This window comes from Tissierella carlieri (assembly GCF_018917285.1).
Lineage (GTDB): Bacteria > Bacillota > Clostridia > Tissierellales > Tissierellaceae > Tissierella > Tissierella carlieri.
On sequence record NZ_JAHLOH010000019.1, the window covers coordinates 106,731 to 122,903 of the forward strand.

A 16,173-nucleotide genomic window follows, 5' to 3' on the forward strand; every position below is an offset into this window, starting at 1 on the left:
AGTGATGTCCATCTATTCAACTCAAGATTTTATCTTTCTCTTCCACGTCTCACTTATGCTATATGATTATTTAACATCAAGTGTGCTGGATAGCACTCCACCTTTCACCATCATATTGTTACAAGTAAATCATATAATAATATTGCTGTCATGTCAATTCAAGTTGTTTCTTGATTATTATCTATTTTTTAAGAATATCCTTAAGTTCCATCAAATTAGAAATCTCATAGGTAGGTTTTATTTCCGTTTTATTCATAATCTTATTAGGATTAAACCAGCATGTATCTATGCCAAAATTTATTCCACCTTGTATATCAGATGTTAGACTGTCTCCTACCATCAATACCTTGTTTTTATCAGTATATTTTATATTATTTAAAGCCAGTTCAAATATTTTAGGATCCGGTTTCGATATCTGAACCTCCTCAGATACTACTATATCCGCAAAGTATCTTGCTATAACAGATTTTCTTATTCTATTATCTTGGACATCACTAAGACCATTAGTGATTATAATAAGTCTATAATCTTTATGCAGACTATCTACAAGGTCTACACTATCATCATATAGAAATGATCCGTAAGATAAATTTTTCATATATGATTTTGCAAATTCACTCTCATCAAGTCCAGCACTTAATCTATCTGATAATCTCTTAAATCTTTCAATCTTTAATTTTTCCTGAGTTATAAGTTCATCTTCAAACTCTTTCCATATAGCCGTATTTATATCCTTATATACGTTTAAATGATAATCTTCATCATACTCTATATTAAATTCAAGCATAGTGCTCTTAAGAGCTTCTCTTTCAGATTTTTTGAAATCAAATAAAGTCTCATCTGCATCAAATATTATAACCTCATACTTCATAATAATCTCCTCCATATGTTTATCTTTTATAATTATAACATACAAATTTTTATGATTTATATACTTAATAATAATTCTTACAATTTTATCCCTTTATAAATAGATTATCTATTTATTTAGCTGAGCATATAACAGATAAAAATTATATCATCTCAAGCTCAAATTCCTCTATTTTTAGGAACAACTTATGAACACCTAAATAGAGCTTTTAAAGAATTTGAATCTCAATCCATTATAAAATCAGTATATATTAGATGAAAATAACCTTCGAGAATTGTGCATAAAACCTCTATAATACTGAATTTAAAGCTTTGATGTCATAATTAGCAAATACAAAGAGAAGTCCTACATCTCCTTATAAATCAAGGAAAAGTAGGACCTCGTATACTGTAAGCCACCATATATAATTTAGATATACTAATGGTCTGATATTAAAATATTTTATCTCGCTATTACTTAAATAGTAGTCTCTATAAAAAATACTATTACTAGCAATTGTCCATCTACATATTATACTTATTTTCTCCCATAGGTAATTAATAGTCCTTGTACTTTTAAAAATGATTTTTTATTCTCAGGATTTCTAAAATATTCTGCTATCTTATCTTTCATTTTTATATAATTCTCTGCCTCAGCTCTATCAATTCCTCGATTCATGAATAGTTCAATAGTATTTTCTTGACTGCCAATATCAAAAGATTCATCCAATCCGTTGATTTCAATAAAATCTTGCACTTTTTCTTCATAATCTTCCATTTCAGAATTTACATACATTACCCTATCATTCATACGAATGTCAATATCATATAAACCTAATTCTTGCATATAAAATGGCAGCCTCATTCCAATTGCATAGTCTCTGCCTTCATACTCTAATTCTTTCTTCCATACTTTATGAAAATCAAATGCTGTACATAGATAATCATAACTAATATCATCAATATATAATCCGTCATTTTCAAATTCTCTATTAACATCTACACAGACGACAAAGCCTTCTTCCTTAACTGAACCCACCATTTTTCTTAATACTCCCATAGGTTTATTCATATGACGTAATCCAGCTTGGCAAATAGCCATATCATATCTTTTATTTGTCTCCAGAGAATATATATCTGATGGAATGAACCTTACATCAAATTTAGTATTATTAAAATTTAATTTAGCTTTATTAATGAAATATTCATTATCAACCCCTGTATAAGTACTTCCCTTAGGTAAAATCTCAAGTAATTTCATTCCTAAGTAACCATCTCCACATCTAAATTCAATAATATCCTTTGGAGATTCTATATGCCAAACATCTTTTACAAGAAATCTTAGATAGTCATCATTCCAAAAATATTTTCTATTTTTATAAAGTTTGTCAGTCTTTCCATTCCAATTATCTCGGTTATCTGTATCTCTTGGCACATATGCTTGCTGGCGTAATGGTTTTAAACCTAATAATTCATCTACAGAAACGTCAAAATACTCAGCTATACTTGGTAGCAAGGTTATATCAGGCATTGTTATACCAGTCTCCCATTTACTAACTGACTGAAAAGATACTCCTAATACATCTGCTAGCTCCTGTTGTCCTATTCCCTTATCTTTTCTCAATTGTGCAATCTTAAGTTTAACTGTTGTCATATAATGACCCCCTTGAGTTTAATAACTTAATGCTAACATAACCATCCAATCAAACCAATAACGTGATATGCGAATTAATTCTCATATTAGTTGAAAAAACAATCTTTACTCTATGCTGTTGGATGATATTATCCTATAGTAACTGCTTAATGTAAAGTTTTCCTTTTATTTCAATTAGTAATTTTATCTATTATTGATATTCTCCGGATTCATATCATGGTAAAATAATCTCTTTTCAGCTACATCTCTCCACTTTGTTCCTTCCTTACCATAATTACAGTATGGATCAATAGAAATTCCCCCCCTTGGAGTAAACTTTCCCCACACTTCGATATACTTTGGATCTAAAAGGCTTATTAAATCTTTCATTATTATGTTCATGCAGTCTTCATGAAAATCTCCGTGATTTCTAAAGCTAAAAAGATAAAGCTTTAAAGACTTGCTCTCCACCATAAGCTTTTCCGGAACATAAGATATATACACTGATGCAAAATCAGGCTGCCCTGTTTTAGGACAAAGACTTGTAAATTCCGGACAATTAAATTTTACAAAATAATCATTTTCCTTATGTTTGTTCTCAAATGTTTCTAAAACAGATGGATTGTAATTATAATTATAGTTTGTCCCTTGATTTCCTAATAATGTTATTCCTTCTAATTCGTGTTCTTTTCTTCCAGACATATTTATATCCTCCATTTCTATTAAGTTTATATTCTGTTTCTTAATTGTTTAACAAGAATAACTCCCGATATTCCTGGAATAATTTGTCCAATACATAGACTGGCTGCCAACACCTTATAAGGTATATTTAGTATAAACGAAAGCCATATAGGAACTATTAATCCTGGGCCAAAGATTATTGGAATGGCCATAAACCAATCATTTAACTTAAATTTCTTTATCAAATAAATTGCCCCTGAGGTAACGAACCCTACTATTAAACCTCCTAATGCATCAAAAATCCCTAGTCCCCCCATAAGTATATTACTTACCATATTCCCTACCGCTAATGGAAGTACTAGAAATGGGTAGATTCCGCTTAAAGCGTAAAATGATGTTGCTATTCTTATCTGATATTGTCCAAAGGCAAACCCTTGGGTTAAATACATCAATACAACATAAAGCCCTACTGTAACCCCTGATATAGCTGCCTTCTTAGCCATAGTTTCTTCCCCTATTGCTGACGATTTGATATTCATTCTTATCACTCCTTAATTTTAGTAAATTCTAAATAAGAAAGGTTCTTCATATCCCTTAAACAATAGACTAAGAAATTATTAATATATTTTATACAAATAAAAAAAGGCACAAAGTGCCTTATAAAAATAGAATATTCTTATTTACAGACCCTTAGTTTTATTTATAGACAGGATGGTTTCGAACTGTCTTATTTAGTTTTTTCTCAATATAGTATAATAGCTACTAATAAATATGTCAAATAAATTAAATTTGGATATATTTTAAATCTATCTTACTTAATCCTCTAATTTTTTTGAATATACTTCTGCCCATGCAGGAAAAAATCCAGCACTTATAGCAATATTTTTAGAGATTATATGAGACACTGCGGTTCCATAAAAAGGTACCTTCCCACGCTTTAAGAGTTCCTGTTTTAGTAATGCAACTAGATTTATACCAATACCTTTTCCCCTATATTTAGGCAACACATTAATGCCAATTTGATATAAGGTTTTACTATCTTCACTAGCTCCTGCCATACCCATTATAATATCACCATCAAAAGCGGCAACTCCAAGAACATCTGGATAATTCTCACTAAAAACAAAAGCTTCATCAAACCTGCTATCATCCCCAAATTGTAATATCTCTTGCTTTTCAAACCATTTTATTGGAGCAATGGGCTTTATATCACAAGTAACAGGATTAGGTAGATAAAAGTGGGGCATCTGATCAATTTCATGACCAAATTCTCTTAATTTATTATCTATAGCCCTAAGTTTATCATAGTCAAACAACCAGTTAGCATCTCGCTTTAGAATCTTTTCTTCAAGCCAAGGTCTTATTTTTTCATCAGCACAGATTATTGCCCTTCCCCCTATACTAATTATCTTTAGGAAACATCCATCACTTTCATAGATACGTCTACCCTCTAGAAGCTTATTTTCAGTAATTGTATTTCCTTCTTTTTCAAAGTCTGAGAGTTGACAATTATAATCAAGGGCCAATTGTCTTTTTGCTATGCTAAGTATTTTAGTTTTTGTATACATATTTTCACACTTCCAATCTCTAATCATCATTTTCCACATCAATATACTTTAAAGTCTTTTAAATTTTACTATTACTTTACATATCAATCAATACTTTTAAGTAAAGTCTGCATCATTTATGATAAGGCTCACCGTAATTATTATAAAGAAGGTTAAAATGAAGATAGCTTTATTCAGCTATTTCTCGTAGTTTTAGTTAAAAGGTTATTCCTAAAAACATTAAACTTTTTCATTTCTACGTGAGCATAGACTTTATCCATCTAACTAAGACTATCTTATCTATTTATTTTTTAGAATCATCTTTATGGATATAACAATATTTGTAGCCGATACTATGCCACGCCCTGAGTTCCATATTGCCATATATTATCACCTAAAATTTTGATTTATCATAATTGTATGGAATACTTGTACCAACTACAACATCTTCAATTTTTTCGATAATCAACCAATCATCCATATTTCCTTGGTGGTCAAAATCTAAAGCAGCAATTTCCTGAACATTTTCAAATTCAACCAAACATAAACATTTTTTATGCCAACGACTTTTTTGTTTCTCAGATAAATTTAACTTAGATTGATTTTCTCCTAAAATTTTTAAAATTTCCTCATCTGATAATTTAATATAATTTTCTACATTCTTTACAATGCCTTTAGCAGTAATCTTAGCAGTTCCTTTTTCCATAAAATAAAGGGTTTCTCCTGCAAATACTCTGCTGTGTGGTATTTTTCTACCTGCTGCACCTCGGACAACCATAGTTTTTGTTCCTACCAAAATCTTATCGAGAATCCTTTCGCCCTTTTTTCCAACATTATCACAATAAACTAAATGTACCATTCTCTATTCCTCCTCAATAATCGGTATCCATATTTGACTTAAATAGTCTTTATCATAAGAATTACCTGCACTATACCATTCCAACTCTGGACATAGGGCGTGCCTAAATGGATATTTTATTAGCCATTCTTCGTTAAGGTATTTCCATCCATTTTGAATTGCCTGTGGAACAGCACCTTTACAATCAAAAATAGCCCATGTAGCTTCTGGAATAATGATTTCCTGAAATTCCTCTGGTATCTTAAAGTTTGAATTTACCATGATTGCATATTCAATTTCCTTAGTTATTTCATCATAGTTTCCAAACAAACCAAATATTCCATTAGGTATACCTGTATCCATGAAAATTAGTTTAGAAAAAATACCATTTCTTTGACATTCATTCCAAAACTCAGGTATCTTTATATAATGTATTCCATCTTCACATGAAATCCTAATACTTTTTCCTATTAGCCTCAATGATGATTTGTGTTCGATCCTCCACGAATATCTCTGCTTTTTTGAAACCTGCATTTTAGGAAAAACTTGTAATTCAACTGTTGCATTTCGTGCTTCTTTTGGAGAAACACCATGAAATTGTTGAAATGCTTTCGTAAATGATGTAGGGGAATCGTACCCGTATTTATAACTTAAATCAATAACTTTAATATCAGTGCTTTTAAGATCATATCCAGCTAAAGTCAATTTCCTGAATCGAATATATTCAGCCAAACTTATTCCATTCATATATGAAAATACTTTTTGGAAAAAATTATAGGAACAACCTGCAATTTCAATGATTTTTTCAGCGTCAATAGGTTCCTCTTTTCTTTGTAAATGATTTTCCACATAATCAATAATTTTTTGTAGTTTTTCATTCCATTCCATATTACTGGTCCTTTCCTTAGAGATATTCATATCTTATCATTTATCAAGTATGTTTTCATCTCATTTTATGTACTGGCTGGATAGTAACTTTATTTTTTTAAATGACATGTCCTCATAAGGATATTGGGTATTTTAAAGAAGAATAACAAGCATAGACAGTATATATACACAAGCTGCAACCGTTGGTGATAATGAAATTTCACAATCCGCTAGCATTAAGGATTTACTATCAAAATTATTGTAATAATCTCATTTCCAATCGTCTGTACTCCAAGCTCTTAATCTCACTAAATCATTTTGCCAATAATAATTATCATCTATTATACCTCTCATAATAGATATTCCTCCTTTGACTATATTCAAGACACAGAATTTTATCTGTACTTTAATTGTACATATCCCCTATTAATAATATCCTTTTACATTTATTTGATATGCTATATGAAAATTTAGCTAGTAAGTTACCTTATTCATAATATCTAGTATTTAACAACAAAAAAACCATAAGAAGAAATAATCTACTTATAGCCTAATATCAATCATAAAATATTACATTAAAACCATGCAAGGATAAATATATAGCTTTAAAATCAAAACAATACATTATGCTATACAACGATTTTAATTCATTATAATAATTATTTATAGTTAAGTAAATGACCTTCTAAATTGTTAATTCCATTAAAAGCATAACAATTAAGCCTAAATAATGCAAAATCCATGCTTTCCAAGAAATACATATTAATCTTTAATTAATATTAACAATTTAATATCATTACGTACTTTCCTCCTTAAATTAATATTTCATAATTATGATAGCTTAAAATCATTTCTTCGTCAATATACTTATACTATAAATTCTCTATATTCAATTTAAAGCTATAGCTTTTGACAACTTGAATATTAATCCTCTCTGCTTATTATTATTTTGTTCTATAAACTTTGCATCAAAATATGATGCTCCTTTAAATTTAATAACTTAATACTAATATGACTATTCAGCCAAATCAATAATATAATAAGTATTTATCCCCTCTAATAAGAGATTTTGCTTTAATTTTTTTAATTAGCAAGATAGGATAAGAAAATAATTCTCTTAAATGGTATTATTAATTTAAAGGATATTATCTAAAAAGAAGATATTTCTACTATATGCTTAAATTAAAATAAAGCATTTCTTTATAACAATCATAAGGAGGCAAAATAATATGTTTAGTTTTTATAGTAAGCTTTCTACAGAGGTATACAATATAGATAAACCTATTGGACATTCATTTGGAGATGTGGAATTTTATATGGAAAGACTTAAGGGTATCAAAGGAAGGATTCTTGAACCAGCAGTAGGAACAGGTCGTATCTTAATACCCTTACTAGAGAAAGGATTTATTGTAGATGGTATAGATTCTTCTCCTGAGATGCTAAATTTATGTAAACTTCATTGTGAAGAAAGAAATCTTAGGCCTGATCTCTATGAGGAAAACATGCAATCTTTTTCTCTGCCCCATAAATATGAAGCAATTATTATTCCTACAGGTTCTTTTCTATTACTTGAAAATTCAATAGATGCCATTAATGGATTAAAGTGCTTCTATGAACATCTTTCCATAGGTGGACGCCTTATTGTTGATATATTTATGCAATCAGATTTTAATATTGGACATACTTCAACGAGAACCTGGGGAACTCCTAATGGGGATTTAATCACCTTAAACGAGTCACTTGTAGAAGTTAATTTTATTAACCAATATACAGTTTCTCATTTCCGATATGAAAAATGGCATAAGAGTCAATTGATACAAACTGAATTAGAGCGTTTTCCATTAAAATGGTATGGAGTAGAAGAGTTTAGACTGATTTTAGAGAAGATTGGATTTAGTGATATTACTATTTCTTCTGATTATAAATTTGGTATCTATCCTACAGATAATAATCAGGTCATTACTTTTGAAGCCTATCGTAAATAAGGCAATGTCTGAAAAATGGATAATATATAACTTTTACAGTTAAGATATTATCCATTTATATGTTTTTAGAAATATATTAGTAGAAATCTCTTGATTCTAGTTTAGTTACAAATGCCGCCTCTGATTAAGTCTAATTTCTTATTAATTCTTCTTCTTAAAACATCAAATAAAAATCTTTTTAATTTGCTGCTTGTATTATTATATTTAAGAAAGAAATCATCTGGACTATTAAAAATTCCTAAATCATCTGTAATAGAAAAACTTTGAATATATGTGCTTTTCCCCTGCCAGCAGATATTTATTTTTTCTTTATCCTCTACAGAAATCCCATAACCTATATATCCATTATTAAAATTATAAAGCTTATCTTTTACTTGATTAAGATATTCTTCATCAATGATTACACCTTCTAAAGCTACCCATTCATCATTAAAATATACTTCAGACCAAGCATGAACTATTTTATTAGGAGCAAATAAATAGGTAATTCCTGTTAATGCTCCTTTCTGCATTTTTTTATCAATATAGAAACCATGAATTCTGCACGGAATATTTAAAGCTCTTAATAAAGCCATTAGAAGTATACTTTTTGTATTACATTGTCCATATCCATCCCTTAGAACTTCCGATGCAGGTATATCATCACTTCTATTATAACCAAACTTAATTTCATTTCTTACGAAGCTATAAACCGCCGCTATCTTCTCTTTTTCTTCTAGTTGCTCCCACCCTTTCTCTGCAATTAAGTTTTGAATAGATGGTATATTAAAATCTAGTAATTTTGTTTGTTTTAAATATATATCCATATAATCACCTTTTTTATTTTATTATAAGGTGTTTTTCATAATTATACTTGCATATATCTGCTATTTTTTATTATTATTCTTGGACTCATTCCTAATTTATCACGAACACTATTAGTAAAATGGGAAGAACTACTAAATCCAGCTTCTATTGCTGCATCAGTAATACTCATTCCATTGAGTATTAGGTAAAAAGCTCTTTCTACTTTTTTATGGAGAATATAACTAGTTAAGGATATACCTATTTCCTCTTTAAACAAATGAGATAATCTACTTTCTGATAAAAAAATTACATTGCTTAATTCTTTAACTGATAATCTATCTAATGGATAAGTTTCTATATATGTTAAAATCTCCTGTATACGACTATCTATTGTATGATCCAAATAAAAATTTGACAATCCTAGAATTTCTCTAAACTTTTTTATAAACTCATTATATTCAATCAAACCAGATTTCTCTGAGGTTGATTGAATATCAAGTTTAACAATATCATTTATTTCTTCCTCACCTACTAAATATACTTCTTTTTCATGTAAGAATTTTCTTTTTATTGACTCTCCAAATATAGATTCTGGGTTAATTAATAGGTACAATTGCCACTCATTATATCCGTGTAACTTGTGATCAATATTAGAATCTAAAATAATTCCTTTTGTATAAAAAGAATCTTCTTCTGTAGTAATGTAGAAATCTTGTTCAAGTCCAATAGTTATCTGGATATAATTATGGCTATGATAAGAAGTATCTACCTTATCTGTAATAAAAGCAATGTGATTGTCAGAGTGAAATAGAATTAATTGATTATTTACTATTTTGATTGAATTTAATTTATTAATCACCATTAAATATACTCCTCTCAAAAAACATATTATAACTAAATAAATCTTACTCTATATTTGGGTTGTTTATAATTCCGATAAATAAAGGTGAGCCTTCTACACCTGTTATTGCAAATATGAAGGGCCTATTTAATATCATTTCAGCTCTTCCATTTGGTTGTGCTGCTCCAGTATAGTCTATTTTTGTATAGGCTGTTGCCTCTACGCCCTTTTCATCAATAGATATAGTTGAACTTTGAGTGATATCTGAAATAAATAACGGTTTGGTATCAGAAAGAGAAGTAAAATCAGAAGTCTCTTGAAAAATCTCTTTTATTCCCAATTCTTCACAAATATCTTTTAATTTAAGCTTCGATGAAAACTTAAATTTAGGAATTTTAAATATAACCTCTCCCATCTTCCTCTTATCTGTTGATAATGAGTTAATAGCTTCATCTAATAACTGCGGGTCTGATATGATATCAAATGGAGATAATCCCTCATCAGGTAAAATAAATATCATTCTGCCGTTGTTCTTTAAATTAAGATGAGAAACAGTATAACCATCAACTCCTACAAAACTATGACTTCCGTATTTCATATTCATAAAGTCAGATTTAACTATATTTCCATCTTCAAGGTAAAATTCATCTTCTTTTGTATCATTAATATTAAATCGATCTATCCACTCATCATAAAAATATATGGTGCTTACTAATGCCATAACATCATCTTGATTTAAAGAAAAGTCATCATAACGATTTTCAAGTTTTCCACCTATTTGATTTGATACCCATTTACTAATCTTTTTAGAACTTTCATTATCATTAAAATCAAGACTAAAAGAGCTAGCATAGTAATCTTTTGCCAATAAATCTAGTGTATTAATGTTAAACCTCACATCCTTATTTAACCATAAAGAATTGCCAAGACTTAATTTGCCTATTTCATTATGATAATAAAGTTTTCTAAATAATTTACCAGTTTCACTTCTTACCATATCAATACTATCCATGTTCAACACTCGTAAAATCTCTTCTTGAGTCTCTCCATTGGCTGTTTCAGCAGCCATAGATAAAGCCATATATAAGCTTATTGGAGAGTATAGGCTATTTATATCCTTATCTGTCCTACTCAGTACTAATGAGGATGATTTAATTGAAAACTTACCAAGTTCTTTTAGAAAGTTCTTGTCTATATCTTCTCTCCTTTTTACTTGTTCATCAAAATCTTCAAATCCAATTTTTTTTGGATATATTGGTTTTGCTATGGTATTAATATTTATTCTATTACCTCTTAAGAGAAATTTAGATAGAATTATCCCTATAACTACGATTATTGCAGCAATTTTAAAAACCTTTTTAGATCCTTTTATATTTAGTGGCTTATTTACAGTTGATTCTTTTAGGGGTTTATCACTTTCCATATAATTATTGGCTTCTTTATGTAATTTTCTAAACATAATCTACCTCCCCTTTATTCATTATATTTTTATCACTGAATAACTTCTTTATAGTCAGTTTAATTTTCACATGACAGATTGTCAAGTACAATAATAAAAGCTTCTATCCTAGATAAAATCTAACTAAAAGTCAGATACTATCATTTATCTTAATTATTCACTATCCTAGCAAAGTAGGAAAAGGATTTTATCGGTAAATATGCTAACATATAATTATCGTACGAAAATTAACTTTTTAAAGGAGGGATCCTCTTGGACTATGTAGATTTAATCCAAAATACCATAGATTATATTGACAACAACATTAATGAAAAAATAACAGTTAATAAGCTGGCAGAAATTGCAGGCTTCTCTACCTATCATTATTATAGGGTATTCCATAGTTTTGTTGGGATTCCTGTTATGGAATATGTAACAAGGCGAAAGCTTCAATATGCTCTTTCTGAACTTAGTAATAATAAAAAGGTATTTGATATCGCCTTGGATTTAGGCTTTGAAACCCATGCAGGATTTACAAAGGCTTTTAAGAAATGTTTTGGATATACACCAAGTTTTTATAGAATACATGCACCAATAGGTTTTCCGCAAAAAGTAGATTTAAAGAAAATTAAAATAAATAAAATTGGAGGTATCATAATGCAACCTAAAATAATAAATAGAGATTCTTTTAAAATAGTAGGATATGAGTTTAAAACAACCCTAAGAAATAATGCTCATTCCAGAGATATTCCTGCCTTTTGGGATCAATGTAATATAGAAGGTAAGGAAGCACATTTATATAGAACACAAAACCCTCCTAGACACGGAGAATACGGAATTTGTGTAAATACCAATATGGAAACCGATGAATTTTCTTATGTACTAGGCATAGAAGTCACTAACTTTAATCATGCAACTAATGAAATGTGTACACTTGAAGTACCAGCCGCAACCTATGCTGTTTTCACAACTCCTGCTGTAGATTCAAATGATGATAGCTTTGTAAATTCAATCAAAGGCACCTGGAAATATATACTTGAAGAATGGTTCCCAAATTCTGGCTATGAAATTGATGACTCAAAGCTAGATTTTGAATTCTATGATGAGCGTTGCCATTCTTGGGAATATGAAAAAATCTGTATGGATATTTATATTCCAATAAAAAGGAGATAAATAAAACTACAGTGAGATTTCCTGTTTAAATCTCACTGTAGTTTTATTTTAGAACCTTTTCATCACAAATATTATTTTCTACAAGAATTAATCTTTTTTAAATAATCTTCCTTTGTTAATCCAAATAGAATTTCATCATGGTATCTTCCATTTGTATAAATATTTTGCTTACACACACCCTCTTGTTCACATCCAAGCTTTTCATGCATGGCAATAGATTCTAAATTACCTTCTAAAATACTTGCACAATATTTATTTAACCTTTTTTCCATAAAAGCATACTTAAGCATTATTCTCATCGCAGCAGTGCCATAACCTTTTCCTCTATACTCCTTATCAATCTTTGTTGCAACTTCAAAAGTTCCATGTTGTTCATCACCTAATAATATATTTATTCTCCCAACAAGAGTACCATCTAAAGTCTCTATAGCAAAATAAGTTCTATTATTAGCTGTTGAAAAATCTTTAATTCTTTCTGAAAATTTTTGTGATGCTACAACTGTTGGTGGCAATGAAAGTTCACAATCTGCTAATCTTAAAGTTTCACTATCAAAATTAGTGCAATAATCCCAATTCCAATCATCTGCACTCCAAGCTCTTAATCTGATCAAATCATTTTGCCAATAATAATTATCATATACTATCTCTCTCATATAAATATCTCTCCCTTTATCGTACTCAAGACACAGAATTTTAGTTGCACTGTTTTAATTCGCCATATACTCTATTAATAATGTAATAATATCCTTTTCCTTCAATTTAATTATTTTGTATACATCAAAATACGGGGATCATATAATCACCACCAGTCTTTTTATATTCATTTGATATGCTATATGGAAATTTAGATATTAGGTTACCTTATTCGTAATATTTAATTTTTAGCAACAAAAAAGCCATAAGAAGAAATAATCTACTTATAGCCTAATATCAAGCATAAAATATTATATTAAAATCCTATAAGGATAAATGTATAGCTTTAGAATCAAAGACAATACATTATATTATATAAAGATTTTAATTCATTATAATAGTTATTTATAGTTAAGTAAGCGACCTTCTAAATTATTAATTCCATAAAAAGCATAACAAACAAGCCTAGATTAGGCAAAATTAATACTTTCTAAGAAATACATATTAATCTTTGATTAATATTAACAATTTAATATCATCATCGCTTACTTTCCTCCTTAAACTAAGATTTCATAGGTATCATAACTTACAATTACCTTTTTGTCAATATACTTGCAATATCTATTTGCTATCTTCAATTCAGCAATGGCGTACACTCTCCAGAATAGTATATACATAAAATATGAAGTGCTCTGGTACAGGCAGTATAGAGAAGCAGCCTTTCCTCCTCACAGTAGTAATTCCCATTTCCTACATTATAAATAAGCACAACATCAAATTCTAATCCCTTAGCAAGATATGCTGGTATTACTAAAGTATCACTAACATATCCATCATCGTCTTTCCTTATGGCTTTAATATGAATCTTCTCTTTTAAAAAATTATATACCTCAGATGTTTCCTTTATAGTTCTTGTTATTATTCCAATGGATTTATAACTTTTATCCTTATATGTCCTTATATCCTCAAGAATCCTTTCTTTTATGGCCTCTTCATCTGGAAATCCAAGAAATAAAGGTCTCTCTCCACTTCTTTGTATGCCTTCGTCCATAATTTCATTATTTAGCAGCTTTCTGGAAAATTCAGTGATTTCCTTTGTGGACCTATAGCTTTTGGTTAAATTCATTATACAAGTATTACTCTGAGAAAATATATGAGAGATATTATTATAATTTCCTACATTCATAAACGGATTAATGGATTGATTTAAATCACCCAATATAGTCATATTTGCAGACTCAAAAAGCTGATAAAAGATTTCATACTGAAGTGGTGTATAGTCCTGAGCCTCATCAATAATAACATATTTAATTTCTGAGGTTTTAGGAATGTCTCCTAATGCAATTTTCAGATATAAAAGTATAATCTGATCTTCGTAGTATAATCTATTAGCATTCAAGTTTTCTAATGTATATCTTCTGATTTTCTCAATCTTATCCTCAGCATATTCAATATTTAAACTTCTATAAAAAAATTCTAGATTTTCAAATAACTCTCTATAGATATTTTCTAAATTTAACTCAGTTATTCTATTGATTTCATTATATATATCCGCCATTTCCTCATTTACTAAAGTTATACTATCTCTTAAAAGCTCCACATGATTTATATAATTTCCAGTACCTTTTAATTCCTCCATGATTTCTTCCGATCTATGTTTTTTATATGGTTCCATAAGAAAAAATATTCTATTCTTTATCTTTTTAAGCCTCCTTTTTAGAGGAAGCTTTATATCCTCTTGGAAAAAAAGTTCTTCTAAGGCATCAGCAGAGACTATCAATTGATCCCTGAAAAATATATCTCTAAAATCTCTATTTTTCTTTTCCATATATGATACATAATATTTTAATATATTCATAAATTCTACAGTAGATTTATACCGTATATTATCAATTCTATTTTGATAATTTGGCTTCTCCTTTACATCCAAAATATATTCCATCATTTCGCAATAATCTTCCTTTGAAAATTCATTACCTAGAGCTTTATGCATATATTCCTTAAATGTTGTCTGATACATATTATCTTCTCCAAGCTCTGGCAATACATTAGAAATATAATCATTAAAGATTTCATTAGGTGAGAAAATCACTATGTTTTGAGGGGTTATCTTCTCTCTATATCTATATAATAAATACGCAATTCTATGAAGAGCAATGGAGGTTTTCCCACTCCCCGCAGGACCTTGAACAATGAGAATTTTATATTCTTCATCACGGATTACTCTATTCTGTTCTCTTTGAATTGTTGTCACTATGGTCTTCATCTTACTATCAGTACTCTTACTCAATATATTCTGAAGTATCTCATCGTCTATTTTGAGATTACTGTCAAACATGTATTCAATTTTTCCGTTATTGATTTTATATTGTCTTTTCAGAGTAAGCTCCCCTTCTATAATTCCTTCAGGGCATGTATAACCAGCTTCTCCGATTTCACAATCATAAAACATACTAGAAAGAGGTGCTCTCCAATCATATATAAGGAAATCAATATTATCATTGATAAGATTTGAAATTCCAATATAACACTTCTCTGCTTTGCTGTCTTCCTTTTCAATAAAATCAATTCTTCCAAAATAGGGTGAAGAAAGCATTCTTTCGTATTTCTCTTGAAGCCTTCTGGTTGATTCATGGCTTATCTTTTGTGTTTTCATAAAACTGATAAATTGCATAAAATCTGCAATTTGATCTAATCCATTTGCTATAGAAACTGAGCCTATTTCATCCCATAGCTCCTTTTGCGTCCTAATTGCATCCTCTTTAATTTTTTCTTTAAAATCTCTATTTTTATCATACTGTTTATGAATCTCAACAAGCACATCCTTCAACCATTCCTCTTCAATCTTCCATTCAAAATCATCTCTATTCACAGTATAACCTCCTTATAATAGATAATTTAA

14 protein-coding genes are annotated in these 16,173 nt (G+C 29.1%); 2 read left to right on the forward strand and 12 right to left on the reverse strand.

The window, feature by feature from the left end:
- Positions 1-181: 181 nt before the first annotated feature.
- The 7 genes from KQI38_RS04805 to KQI38_RS04835 all read right to left on the reverse strand — a co-directional run bounded on the left by KQI38_RS04805 (position 182) and on the right by KQI38_RS04835 (position 6,436).
- Positions 182-871, reverse strand: a complete 690-nt coding sequence (locus KQI38_RS04805) for a YjjG family noncanonical pyrimidine nucleotidase (RefSeq protein WP_216556474.1) — start codon at positions 869-871, stop codon at positions 182-184.
- A gap of 516 nt (positions 872-1,387) precedes the next feature.
- Entirely contained in the window at positions 1,388-2,503 is a 1,116-nt protein-coding gene (locus tag KQI38_RS04810) for a class I SAM-dependent methyltransferase (RefSeq protein ID WP_216556476.1), read from the reverse strand.
- Positions 2,504-2,686: 183 nt separating this feature from the next.
- On the reverse strand, positions 2,687-3,184 hold the full coding sequence (gene queF / locus KQI38_RS04815; RefSeq protein WP_216556478.1) for a preQ(1) synthase: 498 nt from the start codon (positions 3,182-3,184) through the stop codon (positions 2,687-2,689).
- A 26-nt stretch (positions 3,185-3,210) separates the two neighbouring features.
- The gene (locus KQI38_RS04820) at positions 3,211-3,702 is read right to left on the reverse strand and encodes a QueT transporter family protein (RefSeq protein WP_216556480.1); all 492 of its coding nucleotides are present in this window, start codon (positions 3,700-3,702) and stop codon (positions 3,211-3,213) included.
- A 276-nt stretch (positions 3,703-3,978) separates the two neighbouring features.
- Positions 3,979-4,731, reverse strand: a complete 753-nt coding sequence (locus KQI38_RS04825) for a GNAT family N-acetyltransferase (RefSeq protein ID WP_216556482.1) — start codon at positions 4,729-4,731, stop codon at positions 3,979-3,981.
- A 373-nt stretch (positions 4,732-5,104) separates the two neighbouring features.
- Positions 5,105-5,569, reverse strand: coding sequence for a hypothetical protein (locus KQI38_RS04830; protein ID WP_216556484.1), 465 nt, complete (start codon positions 5,567-5,569; stop codon positions 5,105-5,107).
- Between the two features lie 3 nt (positions 5,570-5,572).
- Complete coding sequence (locus KQI38_RS04835) at positions 5,573-6,436, reverse strand: AraC family transcriptional regulator (RefSeq protein ID WP_216556486.1); 864 nt, start codon at positions 6,434-6,436, stop codon at positions 5,573-5,575.
- 1,208 nt (positions 6,437-7,644) lie between these two features.
- Between KQI38_RS04835 and KQI38_RS04840 the strand changes: the two genes are divergently transcribed.
- Positions 7,645-8,400, forward strand: coding sequence for a class I SAM-dependent methyltransferase (locus KQI38_RS04840; protein WP_216556488.1), 756 nt, complete (start codon positions 7,645-7,647; stop codon positions 8,398-8,400).
- Positions 8,401-8,501: 101 nt separating this feature from the next.
- Here the strand turns inward: KQI38_RS04840 and KQI38_RS04845 are convergent, their stop codons facing one another.
- Genes KQI38_RS04845 through KQI38_RS04855 form a run of 3 tightly spaced genes read right to left on the reverse strand, consistent with a single transcriptional unit; the run spans position 8,502 to position 11,486 of the window.
- Positions 8,502-9,206 (reverse strand): transglutaminase-like domain-containing protein, encoded by a 705-nt coding sequence (locus KQI38_RS04845; RefSeq protein WP_216556490.1) that lies wholly within the window; start codon positions 9,204-9,206, stop codon positions 8,502-8,504.
- A 41-nt stretch (positions 9,207-9,247) separates the two neighbouring features.
- On the reverse strand, positions 9,248-10,048 hold the full coding sequence (locus KQI38_RS04850) for a helix-turn-helix domain-containing protein (RefSeq protein WP_216556492.1): 801 nt from the start codon (positions 10,046-10,048) through the stop codon (positions 9,248-9,250).
- Positions 10,049-10,091: 43 nt separating this feature from the next.
- A complete protein-coding gene (locus KQI38_RS04855) occupies positions 10,092-11,486 on the reverse strand; it encodes a serpin family protein (RefSeq protein ID WP_216556494.1) in 1,395 nt (464 codons plus the stop codon).
- Between the two features lie 252 nt (positions 11,487-11,738).
- Here KQI38_RS04855 and KQI38_RS04860 point away from each other — a divergent pair, with 252 nt between their 5' ends.
- Positions 11,739-12,638, forward strand: a complete 900-nt coding sequence (locus tag KQI38_RS04860) for an AraC family transcriptional regulator (RefSeq protein WP_216556496.1) — start codon at positions 11,739-11,741, stop codon at positions 12,636-12,638.
- A 71-nt stretch (positions 12,639-12,709) separates the two neighbouring features.
- Here KQI38_RS04860 and KQI38_RS04865 read toward each other — a convergent pair whose 3' ends face one another.
- Together KQI38_RS04865 and helD are read right to left on the reverse strand one after the other, a co-directional pair.
- Entirely contained in the window at positions 12,710-13,291 is a 582-nt protein-coding gene (locus tag KQI38_RS04865) for a GNAT family N-acetyltransferase (protein ID WP_216556498.1), read from the reverse strand.
- Between the two features lie 614 nt (positions 13,292-13,905).
- Positions 13,906-16,143, reverse strand: a complete 2,238-nt coding sequence (helD, locus tag KQI38_RS22250; RefSeq protein ID WP_216556500.1) for an RNA polymerase recycling motor HelD — start codon at positions 16,141-16,143, stop codon at positions 13,906-13,908.
- Positions 16,144-16,173 lie beyond the last annotated feature (30 nt).